Below are 21,684 nucleotides of genomic sequence, written 5' to 3' on the forward strand. Positions count from 1 at the left end.
TAAAAATTAAATCTTTAACCGTTAAACTCAGCGGTTATATCTCTATACCAGCTAGTATCTAGCGGCTTACTTTTATAAAATCGGGAAAATTCATCAATAACTTTAAACGCATCATCGGTAAAAGCTTGATAATGCCTAAAGCTATTATCCATAGGAATTCGTACTTCTAAGCAATACGACCCTTCAGTTTGGTCAGTTGCCTGATTAAAGCAAGTTTGCATGTAATCTTGTTCATTGTCAGCATTCATCAAAACCATAAAATCTCTATCTTTAGCTACCAAGTCGACGATTTGATATTCTATAGACAACCACTCAGGGTTTGGTGTTTCTGAATGCTCAGTTATGATAGAAAACTTCTTCATGATAAATACCCTTGAATACTGCTACTTTTAAATCTTGACGCTTTTGAGGCTAGGACGTTCTAAGCCGAAATAGTATCCACACCACCCATATATGGACGTAGAACTTCTGGAATAGTAATACTGCCGTCCGCGTTTTGATAGTTTTCCATGATAGCTAGTAGCGTACGTCCGACCGCTAGTCCCGAGCCATTTAAGGTATGCGCAAGGCTAGTTTGTTTACCATCTTTGACTCGCGTACCCATACGTCGCGCTTGAAAGTCGCCACAGTTTGAGCAGCTAGAGATCTCACGATAGGTATCTTGGCTTGGCAGCCAGACTTCGATATCGTAGGTTTTTTGTGCGCTAAAGCCCATATCACCTGTGCATAACATCACCGTACGATATGGCAAATTAAGCTGCTGCAAAATGTACTCTGCTTGCCCTGTCATCGCCTCAAGCAAGTCATCTGATTGATCGGCGGTTGCAATATTGACCATCTCGACTTTCTCAAACTGATGCTGGCGAATCAGACCACGCGTATCGCGACCGTGTGAGCCTGCTTCACTACGAAAGCAAGGCGTATGCGCGGTAAACTTCAAGGGCAATTCGCTGATATCTAAACGCTCACCGCGTACTAGATTGGTCATCGGTACTTCAGCGGTTGGAATAAGATAAAAGTCAGTATCTTCATTATTAGTATGATTGGTCAATTTGAACAGATCGTCTTCAAATTTTGGTAGCTGGCCTGTGCCTCTTAGGCTCTCACTATTAACAATATAAGGTACATAAGTCTCGGTATAGCCGTACTTGATCGTATGCGTATTGAGCATAAATTGAATCAAGGCGCGGTGCATTTGCGCCAGCTGACCTTTGAGTACATTGAATCGACTGCCTGTTAGTTTGATAGCCGCCTCAAAATCGAGCATACCTAAAGTCTCACCAATAAAGGTATGATCTTGTATATCAAAATCAAACTGACGCGGTGTGCCCCATTGACGTACTTCTACATTGTCATCCTCTGACTCGCCTACTGGTACGTCGCTTGCAGGAATGTTAGGAATTTGCATCGCTGCCGTATTGATACGCTCCTGTAAGCTACGCAAATTATCTTCAGCAACTTTGATCTCGCTACTGATGCCTTGCATCTCGCTCATAAGCTCGCTGGCATCGCCACCTGATTTTTTGAGTGCGCCAACTTCTTTCGCCCCAGCATTACGACGCGATTGTAGCGCTTCGGTTTGCATCTGCAAGGATTTACGCTCAGTCTCGATAGTCTGCCAAAATTCCATATCTAATGTATAGCCGCGTGTAGCTAACTGCTGCTGTAAGTCAAGTAAATCACCGCGTAAGCGTTTTGAATCGATCATAATAATGGCCTGTAACACTAAATGTGGATAATCAAACGGCAAGAGAGCTGTCTAAAACTGCTGCTATGATACCAAGACCAAGTAGATTTGACTATATTTAGCGCAGGTTTTCTAGTTTATAGCGCCTCATTACCTATTTATTACTTTTATTAAAAGCCTCAAGTAGGCTTATATGTTTCTTTTATAGATGCTTTTCGGTAAGATAAGCAGACGTCAATTATAGGCAGTGTATTGTTTCACTGTCACCATCATATTTTATTCCAATATTTGAGCACTTTTTATGGCCTTGTACCCTTATACCTTGCAACCTGTCGCTCTAAATTTATCTGAGGCTGAGTTTCAACAAGCCCAGTATGAGCTATTTACTAACGCCAGCCCCAGCTTTGGACTTAAAAGTTTAAAGACCAAAGAATGGATTATCATGGCGATAGTCGCGGTCTTAGCTGTTGTAGGATTAGTATTTGTTACTGGTTATTCGACGATCATATTTTGGTTAATGCTAGTTGCCGTCGTGGTATATTTGATAGTGCGTACGCTGGGTTTTAAGTGGTATGTCAAAAAGCAATTTGAGAAGCAAGTTGCTGAGCAGGAGATGCCTGACGAGATGCGCCAAATGAAGCTTGGTGTACAAAAGCATGGCTTAGTGATGGCAATGCCCGTTAATCAGCCTGATCTAATCGCTAACCCACAGATGCGCGGCATGCAGATGCGTGCAGGCCAAACTCAACAAGCGGTTATCCCGTGGAATGCGGTAAAAAGCTGGGATGAGACGGACGACTATATCTTTATGATGTTTGAGGTAAAAGGTCAACAAGGCAGCCAAATTATTCCTAAGCGTTTGCAAGCGCAAAAGTTCCCGATAGATACTATTCGCCAGCATCTACAAGAGGTCGTACCTATTCGCGGGTTGAATCCTGAAAGCTTGCAGCCACCTGCTTAAGCTCTGCTAACCATTACCTGCTATTTTCACTTAGACTAGAACAGTTTTAGCTATCAGCAGTGCTCATTTGTGAATGTTCAACAGACCCTAAAGAAGCTCATTATGTCTAAATCATAAGGGGCTTTTTTATTAGTTTTATAAAACACAACATAGATTTTGATTTGATTAACTTAACTTATAGCAGAGGACTTGCTACTATAGTAACCATCAAAGGCATAAACGACTTATCTTATAAATTGATATTGATTAAGCGTTGAGCTGGCATATTTATCCAATAACTTTCTATCAAATAATAAAAGGACATTCTTATGAGCACTACTGACAACAATACTAATCAGATCGGTCTAGAAAAAGCAGATGTAAGCACTATCATCGCCAAGCTCAATGGCTTGCTATCGAGCTATCATATGTATTATATCAACGTTCGTGGCTACCATTGGAACGTGAAAGGCGAGCATTTTTTTACGCTACATCCGCAGTTCGAAGAACTCTATACCGCCTTACAAATACAGATTGACGAGATCGCAGAACGTATTTTAACTTTAGGTGGCACGCCTCTACACGCTTACAGTGACTTTGCCCAGCATACTAGTATTGAAGAGGACAAAAATGTCAAAGATGGAAACACCTGTGTCAGAGGTGTAGTTTCAGGTTTGCAAACGCTTATTGCTGAGCAGCGTCAAGTATCGGCAGTCGCAGCGGAAGCTGACGATCAAGGATCTGCAGATCTTGTTGACGCCTATGTACAAGAGCAAGAAAAACTAGTTTGGATGTACAATGCATTTTTAGGCTAATACGTTTTTTAATTAGAACCATAAAAAAGCACTCTATATTGAGTGCTTTTTTTGTGTCTTTGCTTAAACTTAAATACTTAATTTTAAGTTGTTTGTCTATATTACTTTTCAGCCCACTGACGCATTTTTTCACGCTCAGCTGGGGTTGCTTGTAGCCATAACTGCATAAACTGATCTAAAGTTGCGGTAGATTGAGTAGCAGTAGCTTGACTCACATTTTTTACAGGGATTGCACTATAAGCGTTAGAGGTAACGACAGCAGGTCTCGCATTGACTTGAGCAATAGCCTGACTGTTAGCTGTAGGCTGACCTAAAGCAGCAATAGCTTGTTGATTCTGTAATTGAGCATCACCGCTACCGCCGAATACGCCACCAATTGCTTTGCCTAATCCTGAGAATATACTGCCATCATTGCCAGCGACACTTTGTTGGCTTGCGATAACCGTATTATTTTGTTGTACTGCCAGTGTCGGCTGCTGGGCATATTCTTTCGCCGCGTCATAATCTTCTGGCTGACCCGGCATAGTCAAACGATAGGTCTGATTATCCGTTAAGTCTGCGGCCACACTGATATTACCTGAGCGCAAATAGTCGTGTTCATCACGCGGCAAATTGTAAAGACGATCGTATTTTGCGGTTAGCACATGCTGCCCAGGTTGCAAAGTAAATTGTTTGGTTAGCGGCTGAAATATGCTTTGCTTAAGCTCTTGACCATTAATAGCGGTGACTTTGATATTGTCATCTACCAATAGCGTTACCTCTGCATGCGATAACACAGAGACTGATCCTACGCTCATTAATAGTGCGGCAGTAGTGAGTTTTTTTAGCTTAGAGGTAAAGAGGGTCATAAGATATCCTATCAATAGTAAAAGGTTTCGATATAGTTCAATATAGGTATTGTTAGCATAGACTAATTTGCTGTATAGCAAGCAGTAAATTCTTATTCTAAAAATCAAACGGCATAGTATGTTGATCCTGATTGGCAGCGTCGTTATCAACTTGTGTTTCTATAGAGATATCAGCGAGTTCAGCGGCTAAAGTCTGCTCATCAATAGTCAATAGTGCATCACTGATCACTGCTTTGGAGATATTACTTCGACCTAAGTTTGAGAACATCGGCTGAATATAATTTAGCACTTCCATCATCGCACCGATACGATGCGGACCTTCATTGAGCAGGTAACTCAATATACGCTCATCAAACTGCCAACCACGCCGACGCAAGATAGACTGCATAAGTGCTTGACGATCCGCTAAATTGTGACCGTTTGGCACTTTAAAGGCAGGTGCTTGCGCTAATCTAGTCAGCAGATCTGTGAGTTTAAAGGGCAAGCTACTGGCAGGCATATTAGCGGCGAATAGCAGCTGACGCTGCCCTTCACGGCTGCGATTTATTAAATGAAATAGAGCCTCTTGCCATTGGCTACTGTGCTCAAGCACTTCTAGATCATCGATAGCTATCAGATCAAAGTTCTCAAGAGAGGATAGAACATCGACATCAGCATGTATCAGCTCATCTAAAGATAAACAGATCGCTGTCTTGTCCATTTCAATAAAAGACTCACAAATAGCGGATAACAGATGCGACTTGCCAGTAGCAGGACTGCCGAACAGATACAGCTGACCGATCAGGCCGACATGTAACTGCCGAACGGCATCAATAATCGACATCCAACCAGGACCTGAAAAGTCACTGAGACTTGCATCATGTTTAATATCCAGATTGAGACTTAGCTGTACTTTTGCCATGAATCGTCAACTTAGGTTGCACAGTGCAATCAAATATAAAATGCTAGATATTAGGGTCTGTTGATAAAGAGTGGATTTTATGTCTATCAATAGTCAAAACATCAGCCACTACGCCTATATATACCATATTTGCAAAATGACTGACAAGTCCTTTACGGTTAGCAGAGCTTAAGTGGCTATAAATAAAAAAATACTATCAAAGAACATAATGAACCATAACCACTCTTTTAGCTTGTTGTAGAGTGCGCTTTATTTATCCTGCATTTGCTTTACTTGTTATACATCGTCTAAAGCTCTAAACAAGCTACCGCTATTTTTTCTCGAACAGCTCTAGCTGTTTGCGACCTCTATAAAAGTCGGTAGTCCGATAATAAGCATACAAGTGACGGAATAATACATTGAGTACCGCTGATACGGGTAAGGCAATAAGCATCCCGACAAAACCTAGCAAACTTGCTCCCGCTAATACGGCAAATATAACCCAAAGTGGCGATAGACCGATTTTATCACCTAATAGCAGGGGCTGTAGCACATACCCTTCGGCCGCCTGACCCACCAAAAATGCCCCAGCTATCAAAGATAAATGAAACCAATCCAAGCCAAATTGGAACAAGCCTGCGATAATTGAGGCAATAAACCCTAGACCAAAACCCAAATAAGGGACAAAACTAGCAATACCCGCGCCCATGCCAATAATCAGTCCAAGCTCAAGACCGATCAGCTGCAACTGAACCGCATAAATAACCCCTAAAAGCACCATAACCAGCAGCTGCCCTTTGACGAACTCCATCAAAGCCCGATCGCACTCTTGTGCTACAGCAATAACCTTCTTACTATAAGCAGCAGGTATCGCCATTTTCCAACTAAGTAGACGCTTATCCCAGTTAAATAAAAAATAAAAGGTCAGAATAGGCACGAGTACTATCAGGCCTGCATTATTAACAAAATTCATGCTTGAGGCTAATACTTGGTTCATCCAGTTACTGGCATCTGAGAACTGATAATGCGTTTGCATGTATCCAACTAAGGTCTCAGACAACCCCTTAATCTCCAGCTCGGGCATCTTAATGCGCGTATTATTAGCCAGCCATTCGCGCCCGACCTCATTATACCAAATAAATGTTTTTGGTAAATAATCCCAAGCCGCTTGCAATTGATACCACAAGGTTGGCACCAGCCACCATAATAATAATGCCATCCCTAAGGTGATAGTGGCATAAACGATAATAATTGCGATCCAGCGCCTAACATATCTTGATAGCTTTTTTACTAAAGGATTAAACAAGTAAGCCAATACAAAAGCAAAAACAAAAGGCACGATTACAGGTAGCATCATGTTCAATAGCACCAAAGCTATAACAACAGCTATGACGATAAACAACCGTCTAAAAAAAGGATCTATAGTTTGAGTAATCATTAAAGGTAATCCTAAGTTTGCGCTGATATTTGCATGACAATAATTGGAATAACAAAAACGCTGAATATCTAAATACGATATAGATTTTGTGCAGTGTAAATTCTTCATTATCGCAGAGTAAATAAAAAAAGCAGTCTTTTTTTGTGTTTTAGTGATTATTCATTTCTCTAATCTATATCGTCACTGTGAGTGAGCGGCTATATCACTGACAATCATGCAGATAATGACCTTGCTTTGCTTGCTATTATTGAGTGCCGTTATTGGTTATAATGCGCCCACTATTATGGAACTATCCATTAGGGTCTGTTGAACATTCGATCATGGCACTGACAGCGACTATTTATGAATGTTCAACAGACCCTACTAACTCCCTATGCAATCCAATTCATTATTTAACGGTGAGATGACCATGAGTGATAAGCCCTCTTTAAGCTACAAAGATGCTGGTGTCGATATCGATGCAGGCGACGCATTAGTTCAGCGTATTAAGTCGGTAGCAAAAGCTACTAGCCGTCCTGAGGTTGTCGGTGGACTTGGCGGCTTTGGCGCTCTATGTCGTATCCCTACTGGCTACACTTCTCCCCTTCTAGTCTCTGGCACGGATGGCGTAGGTACTAAGCTCAAGCTGGCACTACAGCTGAACCGTCACGATACAATCGGTATTGATCTGGTCGCTATGTGTGTTAACGATTTACTAGTCTGCGGCGCTGAGCCATTGTTCTTTTTAGATTATTACGCAACTGGTAAGCTGGATGTGGATGTGGCAGCGACTGTTGTCACGGGTATCGGCGAGGGCTGTAAGCTATCTAACTGTGCGCTTATCGGTGGTGAGACTGCTGAGATGCCAGGTATGTACCAAGACGATGATTATGATCTTGCAGGGTTCTGCGTCGGTGTCGTTGAAGAGGCGGAAGTCATCACAGGCGAAAACGTAACAGAAGGCGACGTATTGATCGCTCTTGCCTCAAGCGGCGCGCACTCTAATGGCTACTCATTAGTACGTAAAGTCATCGAAGTTAGCGGTATCGATGTAACGACTAGCACTGAGAAGCTAGATGGCCAGCCTATCCAAGACGCGCTAATGGCACCAACTCGCATCTACGTAAAAGCCATTAAAGCCTTGCAGGATACCCTTGGTAGTTCTGCCCTGCACGCCATGTCACATATTACAGGTGGTGGCTTGACGGATAACTTGCCACGGGTATTACCGGATAATTTAGCCGCTAGCATTGATACCAACAGCTGGCAGTTCTCAGAGCTATTCACGTGGTTACAAACCCAAGGCAATATTGAGCAAAGTGAGATGTACCGCACCTTTAACTGTGGCGTCGGCTTTGTTATCGTCGTACCAAAAGATAAAGCAGAAGCTGCTATCCAAACCTTGAATGATGCTGGCGAAAAAGCATGGAAATTAGGTGAAATGGTTAGTCGCGAAGCGGATGCTGTGGTGTACCGTTAATGTCAGACAGCCATACAAAAATTCATAACAAGCCGTTACGCGTTGCCGTTTTGGTTTCAGGTAATGGCAGTAATCTACAAGTTCTGATAGATGCGATGCAAGCAGGTGCGCTACCGATTGAGATAGTCGGCGTCATTAGTAATCGTGATGATGCCTTTGCTATCACCCGTGCTCAAAGGGCGGATATTCCCGTTGCTGTTTTATCCCATACCGATAGTGGCAAGCGCATGACGATTAAAACTTTTGAGCGTCACGCCAGCACGCAGCTTGATGAGTGGCAGCCCGATTTGATTCTTTTGGCTGGGTTTATGCGCGTGTTAAGTGCTGATTTTATCAATAGCAGTATTGCGCCGATGATTAATCTACACCCTTCCCTATTGCCTGTTTATAAGGGCTTGGATACTCATCAGCGTGTTATACAAGCAGGTGAGCGTCAGCACGGCTGTAGTATTCATGTTGTCACCGCTGATCTCGACGCGGGCGCTGTCCTCACCCAAGCCCTGCTAGAAGTTCTTCAAAAAGATACTGCTAATAGCCTGCAAACGCGTGTGCAAAAGCTTGAACATCAGCTACTGCCTTGGACCATTTTGTTGTTAGCTAAAGGTGTATTGCCGTTGCACAACGAGCAATTATCTAATCAGCAATACACCTGTATGCCAACACTACCTTGGAAGCTATATTTAAACAGTTAAAGTAATGTCAAAGAGCAAAGAAAAGTAGTAACCATTTAAAACTATCGACTACAAAAAAGCCCAGTCACTCAATTTATGAATGACTGGGCTTTTCGGTATTCAATATTTAAAGCGTTTTAACTTTAAAATCTGTACGTGTTCTTAACTATTATGAACGTGTACACCTTTTATGTTTACGAACTCTTTAATACCGAAACCACCATGCTCGCGACCATGACCCGAGTTTTTCACACCACCAAAAGGTAATGCTGGATTTGCGAGGCCATAACCATTGATATAGACCATACCTGTATCAAACTGCTCATTAGCTAGACGGATGGCTTTGTCTTCATCTTTAGAGAAGATAGCACCGCCCAATCCATAACGGCTGTCGTTAGCAATACGCATAGCATCATCTTGATCTTTGGCACGTATTAGAGATGCTACTGGACCAAACAGCTCATCATCATAGGCTGGTTGACCTTTTTCAACATTCTCTAGAATAGTCGCTGGATAAAAGCTTCCTTTACCTTCTGGTAATTTACCACCAACTGATATAGTAGCGCCTTTACTTACGCTCTCTTCCACTTGCTCATGCAGTTTTTCTTGCAGATCTTTACGCGCTAGTGGACCAAGATCAGAGCTGTTATCCATTGGGTCACCTGCTTTTTTACTTGCAAACTCTTCAACGATACGCTTACGGAACTCATCATATAAGCTGTCAACAACGATAAAGCGCTTTGCAGCCACACAAGTCTCGCCATTATTGATCAGACGCGCTAGCGTACAAGTTTGTACTGCAAGCTCTAAGTCAGCATCTTCTAACACGATAAAGGCATCGTTTGAGCCTAACTCTAGGACTGCTTTTTTGATTGCTTTTGCTGCTTGCTGACCGACGATACTACCTGCACCATCACTACCAGTAAGCGTCACGCCGCGTACTTTATCATTACCAATTAATTTTTCTGACTGGTCGTGATCAATTAGAATAGTACGGAACAAATCATTCGGTAAGTCAGACTCATGGAATATTTTTTCAATTAATAAGCCAGAACCAGTCACGTTTGCTGCGTGCTTAAGCAGAACGCTGTTACCTGCCATTAGATTGGCAATCGTATAGCGGAACACTTGATAAGCTGGGAAGTTCCAAGGCTGCATACCATAGATGACGCCAATGGGCTGATAGGTAACAATACCTTTTTTCAAGCCTTCGATGTCACGTTCATCATCAGCAAGCGCGGCCACACCTTTCTCTGCAGTGTAATCACAAATCGCTTTACACAAATCAATTTCTTGTAAACTCTGACTGTAAAGTTTACCGCGCTCCTCAGTCATAAGACGAGATAGCTCCTCTTTGTACTTCATCAAAGTCTCGCCAATAGAGTTAAGAACCTTCGCACGCTCTTCATGGCTGGTAGTGCGCCACTGCAAAAATGCTTCATGAGAAGCGTCAACGATCTTATTGACCTCATCATTACTCATATAGTTATATTCTTTGATGTCTTCGCCTGTTGCTGGGTTTACAGTAGTAATATCTGCCATGGTTATTATCCTAATATTGTTTTGAATTAGTGTTATTTTAAATTAATTTCATTATTCACATGCATTTGTGCAGTTATCGAACACTGCTTATCAAAAGCGATATATGATCTGCGTTTTTATTTAACTAAGTAATCATAACAAAACATTGTCCTTACACTTTTACAAGATATTATAAAATGTGTGGAAGATGTTAACAATGTGACCCGATAATAAAGATTACCTAACTAATATTACTTATTAGTTAGGTTTTAAAGTCAAAAAAAACCAGCACTAAGGCTGGTCTCATACATTTTTAGAATACTCAAAAAATCTGATTAATGACTGGTATGTCTTCTTCTTTATTTTCTTCATCAGCAACGACTTGACGTGCGACATGCATGATAAGTTGTCTTAACCATCTATGCGCAGGATGATGTTGCAATAATGGAGACCACGCCATAGTCAGCTCAAACTCAGGTATAAAAAATGGCGGCTCTCTCATGATAATACTGTCATTAGTCGCTTGCATACGTGCCACACGCGTCGGCAAAGTTGCAATCAAGTCTTTATTAGCCGCGAGCATTGCAGGCATCTGATAGTGACGAGTAAATACGCTAATCTGACGCTTTTGCCCTAAGCGTTGCAAGGCTTGATCAATTGAGCCAAGTCCGCCTGACTTTTCGGGATTGACCCCAAAGCCGACACCCATACCTGTCTTTGATACCCAAACATGCTGGCTTTTTAGATAATTCTTCAAATTAAAACGACTGGCATAAGAGTTATCAGCAGATAATAAACAGCTAAAAGTATCACGCCACACTAGTACTTGATGGAAGCTTTGCGGTATTTCATTAAAACGGTTGATAGCTAGATCGACTCGCCCCTGCTCCATATCACGATAAGAGACGTCTGATGGGGTCAAAAAATCTAATATTACATTGGGTGCCTCAGAGCGCAGTGCCTTGACTAACTTAGGTACCAGTGTTGCCTCGGCATAATCAGAAGTCATAATCCGAAATACGCGCGAGGTACTATAAGGACGAAATTCGGTACGCGGCTCAAGCACTTGCGTCAGATCAGCTAATATCTCACGAATACGCGGCTGTAGCTCAAGCGCACGTTCCGTTGGTGTCATACCCTCTGACGAGCGTACTAGCAAAGGGTCATTGAACAACTTTCGCAAGCGACGTAAAATATTACTCATCGCTGGTTGAGTGATGCCCAATTGCTCTGCGGCACGGGTCACGTTTTTTTCTCTGAGCAATACATCTAGATGTACCAATAAATTTAAATCAACGCGCTGCAAATTCATACGTATGTCTCTTTGCCTTAAAATAACTGCCATTTAAAGGTTTGGTGATGTAATTTATTACTAGAGCTACTATAGTTGCTAACTGCTTTACAACTACTAAATAGGTCATATAAAAAGGTATTCAAATAAATAAAGCTCATTATAAGTTGCATTATTAGTGGTAAGTCTTTGATATCTATCAACTATAGATAAAATAAATACTCAAGATAATTATCATAAACTAGATAAATCTCAATTGAGTGGTTATAGTGAGTCTTATAAATAAGCAACAGCAAATGAGTCAAAATTAAACCAACATTAGAATCGTCACTCAGCCATTTTGACTGACAACACGACAGCTCTTATTGTAGCATCTCTGACGAGTAAGTAGTGACACCTACTACTGATAACCTCTGAAATAGCTAAAATGTTATTGGCTCAATACTTGTCATATTTTTGTTCGTTTATCAATGTATTGTGATTTTTATGATAACTGGCAGCACTGATAGGCTCTAAGTACAGTTACTAGGCAATCACTAAGCAATAAGCGCTCTAAACTACTTTTTCTACATTTGATTGCTTAAAACGCTTGTATTTTTGCTCAACTTTGTTTAGGGTATTAAGCCTAAGAATTATGATGAGCAAATATCTTTTGTTTTAGCTCAAAAATTTTTAGCTCCAACTGCACCACATACTTAGAACATTATTTAAATTTATTCTGAGTTTCGATATCACTATTACCATCGCCGTTGCTACCCTTATTTATCTGTATCAAATTTTTGATACTTACTCGATAATGCAACAATGAAAGCCTAGCAATACCCAGTAAAACTTAGCCAACAGCGATAAGTAATAAACTAAATAGTGCCTGTCTCTACGACGACAGTTACAACAGCATTTACAACGATAGTTTTTCGTTAGTCTTTTTACACCCACCAAGGAGAGTTTGGATGTCTAATTATACATCTGCGTTAGAATTAGTACGTAATCTAAAGAAACAACATGGAAACTGGAACAACATCAGTGAAAATGATGCCGCCCGTATGATGGTGCAAAACCGTTTTAAGACTGGTTTAGATATCGCAAAATACACCGCTGACATCATGCGTCAAGACATGGCAGAGTATGACAACGATACGTCTCAGTACACTCAGTCTTTAGGTGCTTGGCATGGTTTTATCGCTCAACAGACCATGTATGCTAACAAAAAATACTTCAATACTACCTCTAAAAAATACATCTACCTGTCAGGTTGGATGGTTGCAGCGCTACGTTCAGAGTTTGGTCCATTACCTGATCAATCAATGCACGAAAAAACATCAGTACCGAAACTAGTAGAAGAAATCTACACTTTCTTACGTCAAGCAGATGCTAAAGTATTAAACGATTACTTCCGTGAGCTAAACGCTGCTGAAGAAGCGGGCCAAGATACCAAAGCTATCGAAGACAAAATCGAAAACTTTGAATCACATGTTGTACCAATCATCGCTGATATCGATGCCGGTTTCGGTAACGAAGAAGCGACTTATTTGCTAGCCAAAAAGATGATCGAAGCAGGTGCTTGTGCCCTACAGATCGAAAACCAAGTATCTGATGCCAAGCAATGTGGTCACCAAGCCGGTAAAGTAACAGTACCGCATGAAGACTTCATCTCAAAAATCAATGCGCTTCGTTATGCATTCTTAGAGCTAGGCGTTGAAAACGGTGTTATCGTTGCCCGTACTGATTCTGAAGGCGCATCATTAACGCAAAAAATCCCAGTATCAAATGAGCCAGGCGATCTAGCTTCCAAATACATCGACTTCATCGAAATGGAAGAGATCACTCTTGACCAAGCTAATGAGAACGATAGCTTACTTAAGCATAACGGTAAGTTGGTTCGTCCTAAGCGTTTAGCTAACGGCCTATATAGCTTCCGTGAAGAGACTAACATCGACCGTGTTGTCCTTGACTGTGTAACCGCTCTAGAAAACGGTGCTGATCTACTTTGGATCGAAACCCCAACGCCAAACGTTGAGCATATCAAAATGATGGTTGATCGCATCAAAGAGCAACAGCCAAAAGCGAAGCTGGTTTATAACAACAGCCCATCATTCAACTGGACGTTGAACTTCCGTAAGCAAGTTATCGCTGAGTGGGAAAAATCTGGTAAAGACATCTCTAGCTACAACAAAGATGACTTAATGAGCGCAGATTACGACGGTACTGATTTGGATAAAGCAGCTGATGAAGCGGCTAAAAACTTCCAAAAAGATGCAGCGCGCGAAGCTGGTGTTTTCCATCACTTAATCACGCTACCTACGTATCACACTGCGGCTCTAGAAGTACATAATCTTGCAAAAGGTTACTTCGGTGAAGACGGTATGCTTGCTTATGCTGCTGGTGTACAACGTAAAGAGATCCGTGAAGGCATCGCTTGTGTTAAGCACCAAGCCATGGCAGGTTCTGACATCGGTGATGATCATAAAGAGATCTTCTCAGGTGACAATGCTCTAAAAGCTGGTGGTGGCAAAAACACTATGGATCAGTTCAAATAGGCTCAAGCCTTTAACTGATTTATTAATCGCTTTTAAATATTGAAAAACCGCCCTGCGTAATGTAGGGCGGTTTTTTTGTGGGCTGAAATATGATCATAGGCTTAGGGTGCGCCCTACGCACCACTATCAAGGTGATGATCAACCTAATGGTGCATAAAATGCATCCTACGCTTACTCACGCTAGTAGTTATTTTATATCGCCATCTTTATCTTTTTCATCCTTGCCAAACCATTCTTTACGTTTGGCAGCGCTCATAGGCGGTCTATTTTTAAAAAGCTTATGGTACAGCGCTTTGATAAGTCTATAAATAAGATAGAAAACACCGAATAGTACGACCAACCACCACAGCTGTATAATGCCAAGAGCTACTGCCCTGAGCATATTCCAGCCTTCTCTAAAGGACTCACCAACTTGCGCGCCAAAGCTTGGACGCTCAGCATCGATGATTACATCCAGATTTTGGGTGGTTTCTTTATAGCTGCTATTGGGCTGGCTAAAGGTTAAGTCTATCGTGCTATATTTTACCTTATCTGCGATATCCATCTTTTCAAGCTGGGCATATTCTTGTTGTTGACGCGCGGCATAAGTTGCGGCAATCGTATCGACATTACTATTTTGATCTTTGTCATTTTTACTATTGAGGCGCTCTTGTGCTAGATCAGCCGCCATATCGCTATTGAGTTTAGCTGCCAGCTGCTCACGGTAAATATCTAGCGTTACATCCTGCGCGCTAAATGATTGCTCATTTAAAAAGGCCACTTGCTGCTGAACTTGCTTTAAAAAGCTGCTGACTTTTTCGCGAGGAATACGTACAGTCATAGTCGCTTGACGATAGTAAGTGGTCAAAGTAACGTTCTGATCGCCTTTAATAAAGGTACGGCTGCCATTCTCAATATTAGTGGTTTGGCTTAGCGCTACGTAACCGCCCTGCTGACGGGTTAAGCTCTCAATAGCGTTAGTACTTTTGACTACATCTTCGACTTTGAAGTTAGCATTAGCGGTTATTAGCAGCTCTTTACCTTTAATTTGAATATCTGAGACTTGACTCCCGAGAGTCTGCTCGCTATCGCCTGCTTGGTTTTCGACCTTTAGTTTGATAGGTGAGTTAGCAACGTCTGACTCTAATGACTCGTCAACCGACTGCTCAGTCTCTACAGCGTTACTCATATCCTCACTAGCGTATTCTGAGGAGTCACTACAACCACTGATTAATAATATAGACCCTAACACCGCAATAGTTAACGATGTCTGCAAATGACTTTTTTTAAATAAGTCATGCTCAGCTTTAAGTATCTCATTATTCATGCTCGTTACTCTTTTTAATATATTAGTCTAATTATAAAGACTCCTAAATAAAAGTACATCGTTTAGCAAGTGATTCGCTTATGAACCTGTAGAAGTTTTACTTGTTATTCACAGTGGCCTCTCATACGATAGTAGTATTATCACTTTTATTATAATAAAGGAGCTTACTGTGCAAGAGATTGAATTAAAGTTTTTGATACCAGAGTCACGACTAAAAGGTCTGATGCGTCAGGCAAAAGTTAAGTCCTCTCAAACCACTCAGTTAGCTGCTCATTATTACGACACCCCTAAGCAAACGCTGGCAAAGGCGGGCATTGGCTTACGTATTCGTCAAGAAGGTGAGCAATGGGTACAAACTATCAAAGCGGGTGGTGACGGTATCGCAGCACGTTTAGAGCACAATGTGATACTGGATAGTGAGCAAGTGCAAACTATGCTTGATGAAGGTAAGCTGTTTCCTGATTTATCGGTTTATAAAGAGACAGCCATTGCCCCTGCATTGGCTGACTTTAAGCTAAAAAAACTAGCCAAAAATCTAACTCGGCAATATGTGACCGATGTACAGCGTGTTTCGCGTCTATTAGAAGATAAAGAAAGCAGTCAAAATGAAGAAACTAATAATACCATTGAGGTTGCTTACGACTGTGGCGAGATCATTCATGGTATCGATGCAACCCTACGCTACCCTATTCATGAGATCGAATTTGAGCTAGTCTCAGGTGAGCTTGAGTTTTTATTTGCGACCGCTAAAGTGTGGTGCAAACGCTATAAGTTATGTCTATCTACCGTGACTAAAGCTGAGCGCGGTGGCTTGCTCATTAAACAGCAAGACTACAGCCCAGCAGTAAGCGCCAATCTTGCTCAACTCAATGTCAACCCTGACAGTAGCATGGCTGAATTCATCCGTGCCACTGTGCATAACTGTCTATTACAAATACTCCCTAATAGCAGTGCTATCGTCGCAGGTAGTACGGACAACGACCATGTTCTACAGTTACGTATCGGTATTCGTCGTCTACGTACTGCGCTTAACGTCCTCAAAAAATTCTCAGATGCGATTAACCCTGACTGGCAGCCGATCCTCAAACAAACGGAGCGCTTGCTTGGTGACTACCGCGCGCTTGCCTATCTAGCCTCAGATGTTGAATGTAAGTTGCAGCAGCAAGGGGCACCTAAAGTCGACTGGAGCACAGAGCTTACCCGTTTGAAAGTTACCCCGACCAATGCAGTACGGGCTAATGACTTTCAGTTGACTCTACTTGAGCTGATTGAGTTTACTATGAGTGACGCTAGCAATGAGCCGCAAGCAAAAATGCTAGCCATCGATATACTGCCAAAACTACTTTCTAAAAAACATATCAAGCTACTCAAAGCTGAGCAAAAGCTTGCTGATCTTAAAAACCCTGACGCCATGCCTAATAAGCTCGCTAGTGATGAATTGTCTGGTGATGTCAACATTGATGATGCTGATAATGAAGCTGATAAAAGAGTTAAGCTTACAGATCAAAAGGCCTTGCACGATACCTTACAACATAAAGCACATCATAAAGTGCGCCAGCATCTCAAAGACTTACGTTATATCAGTGAGTTTGCAGCCCCACTATACAGCGATAAGAAAAACAGCAGTAAGAAAAGCCGACGTTTAATTGAACAGCTAGTCAAAGCACAACGAGCCTTAGGGCAGTATAATGACCATCAGCAGTACCAACAACGTTATCAAAAGAAATCATTAACGGATACGAATGCGCTATATGGGGCTGGCTGGTTTGCCGCTTTAACAAAAAGTGACTTACAACGCTGCCAAAAACGCTTGGCTAAAGTGAATGACGTTACTATATTTTGGTAATTAAGGCTTAGTCGTTCAGCTACTTCGCTATAAACTTTGCATAAAAAAGACAGCTTATATACTTATGAATATATGAAGCTGTCTTTTAGTCTCAAATCGATTAGCTACTAGTGATTGGCTTTATTTTGACTCAAGCCCAAGCACCTTCATACGCTCGTTAAGCGGTTGATACGTCTTCTCGCCAGCAGGCTCTAAGATATTGCCAAACGGCATTTGTGCAATCAAATCCCAATCGTCATCGATCGAAAAAGCTTTGGCAATAGCCTCATTGATTAACGGATTATAATGTTGCAAACTAGCGCCAACTTCTAAAGTCCGTAGCTCTGTCCACAATGCATATTGATGCATCGCTGAGGTTTGCTCGGCCCAAATCGGAAACCTATCGGCATATAGCGCAAACTTATCTTGCATGGCTTTGATAACTTTCTTATCTTCATAGAATAATACGGTGCCTGCCGCTGCACGAAAGCCATCCATCTTTTGTTTAGAGCTAGTAAAATCGCCATCGCCCACTTCATCGCGTAACTTAAGCTCAGTAATATCCCAAAGCTGTTGGTGCTGATCACCAAACAAAACCACTAATCGTGACGACTGGGAATTAAAAGATGATGGTGTATGTAATAGTACACGCTCGGCCATATTGACGATAGCTTGTGGAGCTGTAGGTAACTCATTACCCAAGGCATAGATAGAGCGACGCTCATTAAAGGCTTGTTGTAGCGTTTCAAGTGTAGCTTTGGACATTGCATTTCTCTTTATAGTTTTGGTTAGAATTTTCGCTGTTAGATTTTTTTCGCACTCTTTATAAGTGTACATTTTATAAATGTGATACTTATAAATGTCTTATATTCGATAATATTATAACAACCAGCTTAACAATACATCGTTAATGTTGAGTTCGTTTTATCAATAGCCTTGTAACTATATCTTGTCGCTATATTTTTCAACTATGACTAATTCAAAATAAAAGAGATACATTATTTATTGAAGCGGAACTGATATAAATTTTTCTTGCTTGCTGTGTCTACGCTGACAGAGGCTGCGCAAAATTAATATCAGTTCCGCTGTATTTTTTATATTAGATTGACTATATAATTTGCAGCTATATTTTTGATATAAGAGTTAGATTAGCTGGCGATTATAGTGACAGCCACTCCTTCCTCTATTTTATCGTATAGCTCAACAATATCTTGATTACGCATGCGCACACAACCATGTGAGAGTGGTAAATCCATAGACTCATTATCAGGTGTACCATGAATATAGATATAGCGCTGATAAGTATCACAGCCACCTTTATCATTGCTGCCTTTATTGATGCCTTCTTCTAAGCCTTGTAGCCATAGAATGCGAGTTAATATCCAGTCGCGCTCAGGATAATCAGCACCAAATTCAGCGCTGTGTATCTCACCAGTAGGCACACGCCCGACAAACACGGCATTTATAGGCTCGTGGCCGCCAATTTTTTGTGCAATAATATGCCGACCTAACGGCGTACAACCACTATCTTGCTGACTGCCGATACCGTTTTTTGCTGTTGATACCCCATATTGGCAAATTTTAACATCATGCTTATATAAGCTTAAGCTTTGTTTAGCAATATTAATGATAATGTGTTTATCAAAGTCTTTCATGACACCCAACCCGTTATTTCTTTAGTCAGTCGTTAAAGGTTATTTTATCGATATCTCATTGTATTTAAATGTATTTTTATTAGAATCTTTAACAGTTGGTAAAAATATCTATCCTTAAAAGATTGTATCAAATGCACAGGCACCGTAAGATAAGAGCTATATTCTTTAATGCTAGCAAATTATGACTACTGTTTCACCAAAACGCGTGTCGATGTATGATTTTTTATCTCAAGACTTGCAGCCTACTGTTTCACTACTGGCGGATGCCACTCAGTTATCGCTACCACAAACGCGCTTAGGGCTATCTGCTAGTCTACAAGCTATCATCACCGCTTTACTCGCTTACGAGCAACGCAATCAGGCCTCGGTAGTCCATAAAAAGCTATTTACTCGTGGCTCAGTCAAAGAGCTACGTCAGTACAATGCGATGAACTTTGCTACTATCAGTGCCAGCTTATACCATCGCAATGATGTCACTGATGCTATTTTCGGTGATGCCGCAACCGTAATGAAAGCTTGTCACTATATAGCAGAGCAAATTTCGGCCAGACCGATGCAGGTAAAGACACTACTGACCTCTTTGTCTATTCTAGTGTTGCGTGAGCTTGCAGTCTTAGCCGATTATAGCCAACTTGATAGTGATGAGCTGGCTAAATGGTTTGAATTGCAGCCGCAGTTTTTATCGATAGCCTCTATTGATGATTATTGGTACACATTGACTCAATTTCAGGCGGTACAGACAGCACCTGTTCAGGGTACGCATCAAGCCACTCCCAAGTATATAAAGGCTATTGGACGTGCACCTGAAAATGTTCAACAGGGTCGTCATAATGATATGCTAGTGTTTGAACCGATGGCAAATATTGTCTTACCGCACCAACGCTGGTTACTACAGTTGGCAAAGATAGCTGATATATACTTGAGTCGCAATCGTTTGCGTATTACCTCGGAGCCTGCTACAGCGCCTATCGCACCTTTAGTTAGTATAGGACTGCTCGGTGTCAGTAGCGATGACAACGACGATACGCAAGTCACGACTCGCGAGCAGCCTATCAAACATGACAAATCAGTACCACTATGGAAAAACCCTGTCATTCTTATTATTATTCTAGTGATCGGTGTTCTTGGCGGTCTAGCTATGCTCAAGTATCAACAGCAGCAGTCTGATGGCGTACTGACAGCGTCAGATGCGGTGTATGAGCATAATCACTCTAATGAGCGCCAGCAACAAGATATGGCGACTGTAAAAGTTGATGATAGTATTGATAATAATAACGGCGCAAGAGTTGCTGATTGAAGCTAGCTATTAAAGTGTACTAAGTATAATGATTTTTATATAAAGAAATTTAGACAATAAAAAACAGAGACTTAGCGCCTCTGTTTTTTATTGTCTAAAATAATTATGTTTAACTACTTTCATAGCTGACTATTTAGATAAGTCACGTCCACGACTGGCTTCGATAGCCAAACGTAGTCCGTTTAGGCGGATAAAGCCTTCAGCGTCTTTTTGATCATAAGCGCCCGCATCATCTTCAAAAGTGGCAATTTTTTCGTCAAACAGTGAGTCATCTGACTTACGACCGACTACGCTGACACTACCTTTATATAACTTCACGCGTACCGTGCCATTGACATACTCTTGCGACTTATCGATTAGCGCCTGCAACATAAGACGCTCAGGACTGAACCAATAGCCGTTATAGATAATCTTAGCATAGCGTGGCATCAGCTCATCTTTTAGATGTGCCGCTTCGCGATCTAGGGTCAGTGATTCAATACCGCGATGCGCTTTTAGCATAATCGTGCCTGCTGGCGTCTCATAACAGCCGCGTGACTTCATACCCACATAACGGTTTTCGACGATATCTAAACGACCGATACCATGGTTGCCACCAATTTCATTAAGCTTAATCATAATCTCGTACGGCTTAAGTGCTTCACCATCGATAGCGACGATATCCCCTTTTTTATACTCAAGATCCATATATTGCGGTGTATCTGGCGCTTCTTCTGGGCTGACTGACCAGCGCCACATATCATCTTCAGCCTCCATATACGGATCTTCTAAGATGCCGCCCTCATAAGAGATATGCAGTAGATTGGCATCCATAGAGTAAGGCGATTTGGTCTTATTACCGGCATAGTCGATAGCGATATTATGCTCTTCGGCATACTGCATTAGGCTTTCACGACTCGACAGATCCCATTCACGCCAAGGGGCGATAGTCACTACATCAGGCGACAAAGCGACAGCGCCTAGCTCAAAACGAACCTGATCGTTGCCTTTACCTGTTGCACCATGACTGATCGCATCGGCATTATGCTCAGCGGCAATCTCAACTAAGCGTTTGGCGATAAGTGGGCGCGCGATGGAAGTACCTAATAAGTACTCACCTTCATAAATGGCATTGGCACGAAACATTGGGAACACATAATCACGAGCAAACTCTTCACGCAGATCTTCGATATAAATATTTTTGATACCCATAGCTTCTGCTTTGGCACGGGCAGGCTCAACTTCTTCGCCTTGACCAAGATCAGCGGTAAAGGTAATGACTTCAGCATCATAAGTCTCAGTCAGCCATTTAGCGATGATTGAAGTATCAAGTCCGCCTGAATAGGCTAGAACAATTTTATTGATATTATTTTTATCCAGTTGTGCCATGAATAGCTCCTAGTTGATAGTTAGGGTTTTGGTTTTAAAAAATAAGATAGGAATATAGAGCAGAATAGATAGTAAAAATAGATTTTGCCTAGTTAGTGTACATCATATTTAGTCAGGCAACCAAATCTGTTATTATAGCAACAAAA

18 protein-coding genes are annotated in these 21,684 nt (G+C 41.6%); 7 read left to right on the forward strand and 11 right to left on the reverse strand.

The annotated features are described in order from the left end of the window. Positions 1 to 14: 14 nt before the first annotated feature. Together Q9G97_RS09500 and serS are read right to left on the reverse strand one after the other, a co-directional pair. Positions 15 to 362 carry a hypothetical protein gene (locus Q9G97_RS09500; protein ID WP_305898611.1) on the reverse strand — a complete coding sequence of 116 codons (348 nt, stop codon included), beginning with the start codon at positions 360 to 362 and terminating at the stop codon, positions 15 to 17. A gap of 59 nt (positions 363 to 421) precedes the next feature. Then, entirely contained in the window at positions 422 to 1,708 is a 1,287-nt protein-coding gene (gene serS, locus Q9G97_RS09505; RefSeq protein WP_305898612.1) for a serine--tRNA ligase, read from the reverse strand. Between the two features lie 280 nt (positions 1,709 to 1,988). On the opposite strand from serS, the gene Q9G97_RS09510 reads away from it, so the two are divergent. Both Q9G97_RS09510 and Q9G97_RS09515 read left to right on the forward strand, forming a co-directional pair. Then, on the forward strand, positions 1,989 to 2,648 hold the full coding sequence (locus tag Q9G97_RS09510) for a YcxB family protein (RefSeq protein WP_305898613.1): 660 nt from the start codon (positions 1,989 to 1,991) through the stop codon (positions 2,646 to 2,648). A 308-nt stretch (positions 2,649 to 2,956) separates the two neighbouring features. Beyond that, positions 2,957 to 3,442 (forward strand): Dps family protein, encoded by a 486-nt coding sequence (locus Q9G97_RS09515; protein ID WP_305898614.1) that lies wholly within the window; start codon positions 2,957 to 2,959, stop codon positions 3,440 to 3,442. Between the two features lie 101 nt (positions 3,443 to 3,543). Here Q9G97_RS09515 and Q9G97_RS09520 read toward each other — a convergent pair whose 3' ends face one another. The 3 genes from Q9G97_RS09520 to Q9G97_RS09530 form a co-directional block, all read right to left on the reverse strand. Then, the gene (locus tag Q9G97_RS09520; protein WP_305898615.1) at positions 3,544 to 4,290 is read right to left on the reverse strand and encodes a DUF2057 family protein; all 747 of its coding nucleotides are present in this window, start codon (positions 4,288 to 4,290) and stop codon (positions 3,544 to 3,546) included. A gap of 97 nt (positions 4,291 to 4,387) precedes the next feature. Continuing rightward, entirely contained in the window at positions 4,388 to 5,191 is an 804-nt protein-coding gene (hda, locus tag Q9G97_RS09525) for a DnaA regulatory inactivator Hda (protein ID WP_305898616.1), read from the reverse strand. Positions 5,192 to 5,501: 310 nt separating this feature from the next. Continuing rightward, positions 5,502 to 6,608, reverse strand: a complete 1,107-nt coding sequence (locus Q9G97_RS09530) for an AI-2E family transporter (RefSeq protein ID WP_305898617.1) — start codon at positions 6,606 to 6,608, stop codon at positions 5,502 to 5,504. Between the two features lie 409 nt (positions 6,609 to 7,017). Between Q9G97_RS09530 and purM the strand changes: the two genes are divergently transcribed. Together purM and purN are read left to right on the forward strand one after the other, a co-directional pair. Further along, positions 7,018 to 8,067 (forward strand): phosphoribosylformylglycinamidine cyclo-ligase, encoded by a 1,050-nt coding sequence (gene purM / locus Q9G97_RS09535; RefSeq protein ID WP_305900315.1) that lies wholly within the window; start codon positions 7,018 to 7,020, stop codon positions 8,065 to 8,067. Further along, the gene (gene purN, locus Q9G97_RS09540) at positions 8,067 to 8,759 is read left to right on the forward strand and encodes a phosphoribosylglycinamide formyltransferase (RefSeq protein WP_305898618.1); all 693 of its coding nucleotides are present in this window, start codon (positions 8,067 to 8,069) and stop codon (positions 8,757 to 8,759) included. The genes purM and purN overlap by 1 nt, the downstream gene beginning before the upstream one ends. A gap of 141 nt (positions 8,760 to 8,900) precedes the next feature. On the opposite strand, the gene Q9G97_RS09545 is transcribed toward purN, so the two are convergent. Together Q9G97_RS09545 and Q9G97_RS09550 are read right to left on the reverse strand one after the other, a co-directional pair. After that, positions 8,901 to 10,280: an NAD-dependent succinate-semialdehyde dehydrogenase gene (locus tag Q9G97_RS09545; RefSeq protein ID WP_305898619.1), complete on the reverse strand. Its 1,380-nt coding sequence runs from the start codon at positions 10,278 to 10,280 to the stop codon at positions 8,901 to 8,903. Positions 10,281 to 10,581: 301 nt separating this feature from the next. After that, on the reverse strand, positions 10,582 to 11,571 hold the full coding sequence (locus tag Q9G97_RS09550) for a LysR family transcriptional regulator (RefSeq protein ID WP_201569750.1): 990 nt from the start codon (positions 11,569 to 11,571) through the stop codon (positions 10,582 to 10,584). Between the two features lie 929 nt (positions 11,572 to 12,500). Here Q9G97_RS09550 and Q9G97_RS09555 point away from each other — a divergent pair. Then, positions 12,501 to 14,087, forward strand: coding sequence for an isocitrate lyase (locus Q9G97_RS09555; RefSeq protein ID WP_201569751.1), 1,587 nt, complete (start codon positions 12,501 to 12,503; stop codon positions 14,085 to 14,087). Positions 14,088 to 14,274: 187 nt separating this feature from the next. Here the strand turns inward: Q9G97_RS09555 and Q9G97_RS09560 are convergent, their stop codons facing one another. Further along, a complete protein-coding gene (locus Q9G97_RS09560; RefSeq protein ID WP_305898620.1) occupies positions 14,275 to 15,393 on the reverse strand; it encodes a DUF4349 domain-containing protein in 1,119 nt (372 codons plus the stop codon). Positions 15,394 to 15,562: 169 nt separating this feature from the next. Between Q9G97_RS09560 and Q9G97_RS09565 the strand changes: the two genes are divergently transcribed. Beyond that, complete coding sequence (locus Q9G97_RS09565; RefSeq protein ID WP_305898621.1) at positions 15,563 to 17,239, forward strand: CYTH and CHAD domain-containing protein; 1,677 nt, start codon at positions 15,563 to 15,565, stop codon at positions 17,237 to 17,239. 120 nt (positions 17,240 to 17,359) lie between these two features. On the opposite strand, the gene Q9G97_RS09570 is transcribed toward Q9G97_RS09565, so the two are convergent. Both Q9G97_RS09570 and Q9G97_RS09575 read right to left on the reverse strand, forming a co-directional pair. After that, positions 17,360 to 17,983: a nitroreductase family protein gene (locus Q9G97_RS09570; RefSeq protein WP_305898622.1), complete on the reverse strand. Its 624-nt coding sequence runs from the start codon at positions 17,981 to 17,983 to the stop codon at positions 17,360 to 17,362. Positions 17,984 to 18,366: 383 nt separating this feature from the next. Next, a complete protein-coding gene (locus Q9G97_RS09575) occupies positions 18,367 to 18,873 on the reverse strand; it encodes a L,D-transpeptidase (RefSeq protein WP_305898623.1) in 507 nt (168 codons plus the stop codon). 181 nt (positions 18,874 to 19,054) lie between these two features. Here Q9G97_RS09575 and Q9G97_RS09580 point away from each other — a divergent pair, with 181 nt between their 5' ends. Continuing rightward, positions 19,055 to 20,170 carry a hypothetical protein gene (locus Q9G97_RS09580; RefSeq protein ID WP_305898624.1) on the forward strand — a complete coding sequence of 372 codons (1,116 nt, stop codon included), beginning with the start codon at positions 19,055 to 19,057 and terminating at the stop codon, positions 20,168 to 20,170. A gap of 129 nt (positions 20,171 to 20,299) precedes the next feature. On the opposite strand, the gene Q9G97_RS09585 is transcribed toward Q9G97_RS09580, so the two are convergent. Next, on the reverse strand, positions 20,300 to 21,538 hold the full coding sequence (locus Q9G97_RS09585; protein ID WP_201569757.1) for an argininosuccinate synthase: 1,239 nt from the start codon (positions 21,536 to 21,538) through the stop codon (positions 20,300 to 20,302). Positions 21,539 to 21,684: the final 146 nt, after the last annotated feature.

The organism is Psychrobacter sp. M13, assembly GCF_030718935.1.
GTDB classification, from domain to species: Bacteria; Pseudomonadota; Gammaproteobacteria; order Pseudomonadales; family Moraxellaceae; genus Psychrobacter; species Psychrobacter immobilis_G.

Excerpts from the sequence above, each read along its gene's own strand:
- Q9G97_RS09545 (WP_305898619.1), bottom strand. The coding sequence starts at position 10,280 with ATGGCAGATATTACTACTGTAAACCCAGCAACAGGCGAAGACATCAAA.
- Q9G97_RS09550 (WP_201569750.1), bottom strand. The coding sequence starts at position 11,571 with ATGAATTTGCAGCGCGTTGATTTAAATTTATTGGTACATCTAGATGTA.
- Q9G97_RS09520 (WP_305898615.1), bottom strand. The coding sequence starts at position 4,290 with ATGACCCTCTTTACCTCTAAGCTAAAAAAACTCACTACTGCCGCACTA.
- serS (WP_305898612.1), bottom strand. The coding sequence starts at position 1,708 with ATGATCGATTCAAAACGCTTACGCGGTGATTTACTTGACTTACAGCAG.
- Q9G97_RS09530 (WP_305898617.1), bottom strand. The coding sequence starts at position 6,608 with ATGATTACTCAAACTATAGATCCTTTTTTTAGACGGTTGTTTATCGTC.
- purN (WP_305898618.1), top strand. The coding sequence starts at position 8,067 with ATGTCAGACAGCCATACAAAAATTCATAACAAGCCGTTACGCGTTGCC.
- hda (WP_305898616.1), bottom strand. The coding sequence starts at position 5,191 with ATGGCAAAAGTACAGCTAAGTCTCAATCTGGATATTAAACATGATGCA.
- Q9G97_RS09555 (WP_201569751.1), top strand. The coding sequence starts at position 12,501 with ATGTCTAATTATACATCTGCGTTAGAATTAGTACGTAATCTAAAGAAA.
- purM (WP_305900315.1), top strand. The coding sequence starts at position 7,018 with ATGAGTGATAAGCCCTCTTTAAGCTACAAAGATGCTGGTGTCGATATC.
- Q9G97_RS09500 (WP_305898611.1), bottom strand. The coding sequence starts at position 362 with ATGAAGAAGTTTTCTATCATAACTGAGCATTCAGAAACACCAAACCCT.
- Q9G97_RS09570 (WP_305898622.1), bottom strand. The coding sequence starts at position 17,983 with ATGTCCAAAGCTACACTTGAAACGCTACAACAAGCCTTTAATGAGCGT.
- Q9G97_RS09510 (WP_305898613.1), top strand. The coding sequence starts at position 1,989 with ATGGCCTTGTACCCTTATACCTTGCAACCTGTCGCTCTAAATTTATCT.
- Q9G97_RS09575 (WP_305898623.1), bottom strand. The coding sequence starts at position 18,873 with ATGAAAGACTTTGATAAACACATTATCATTAATATTGCTAAACAAAGC.
- Q9G97_RS09580 (WP_305898624.1), top strand. The coding sequence starts at position 19,055 with ATGACTACTGTTTCACCAAAACGCGTGTCGATGTATGATTTTTTATCT.
- Q9G97_RS09585 (WP_201569757.1), bottom strand. The coding sequence starts at position 21,538 with ATGGCACAACTGGATAAAAATAATATCAATAAAATTGTTCTAGCCTAT.
- Q9G97_RS09515 (WP_305898614.1), top strand. The coding sequence starts at position 2,957 with ATGAGCACTACTGACAACAATACTAATCAGATCGGTCTAGAAAAAGCA.
- Q9G97_RS09560 (WP_305898620.1), bottom strand. The coding sequence starts at position 15,393 with ATGAATAATGAGATACTTAAAGCTGAGCATGACTTATTTAAAAAAAGT.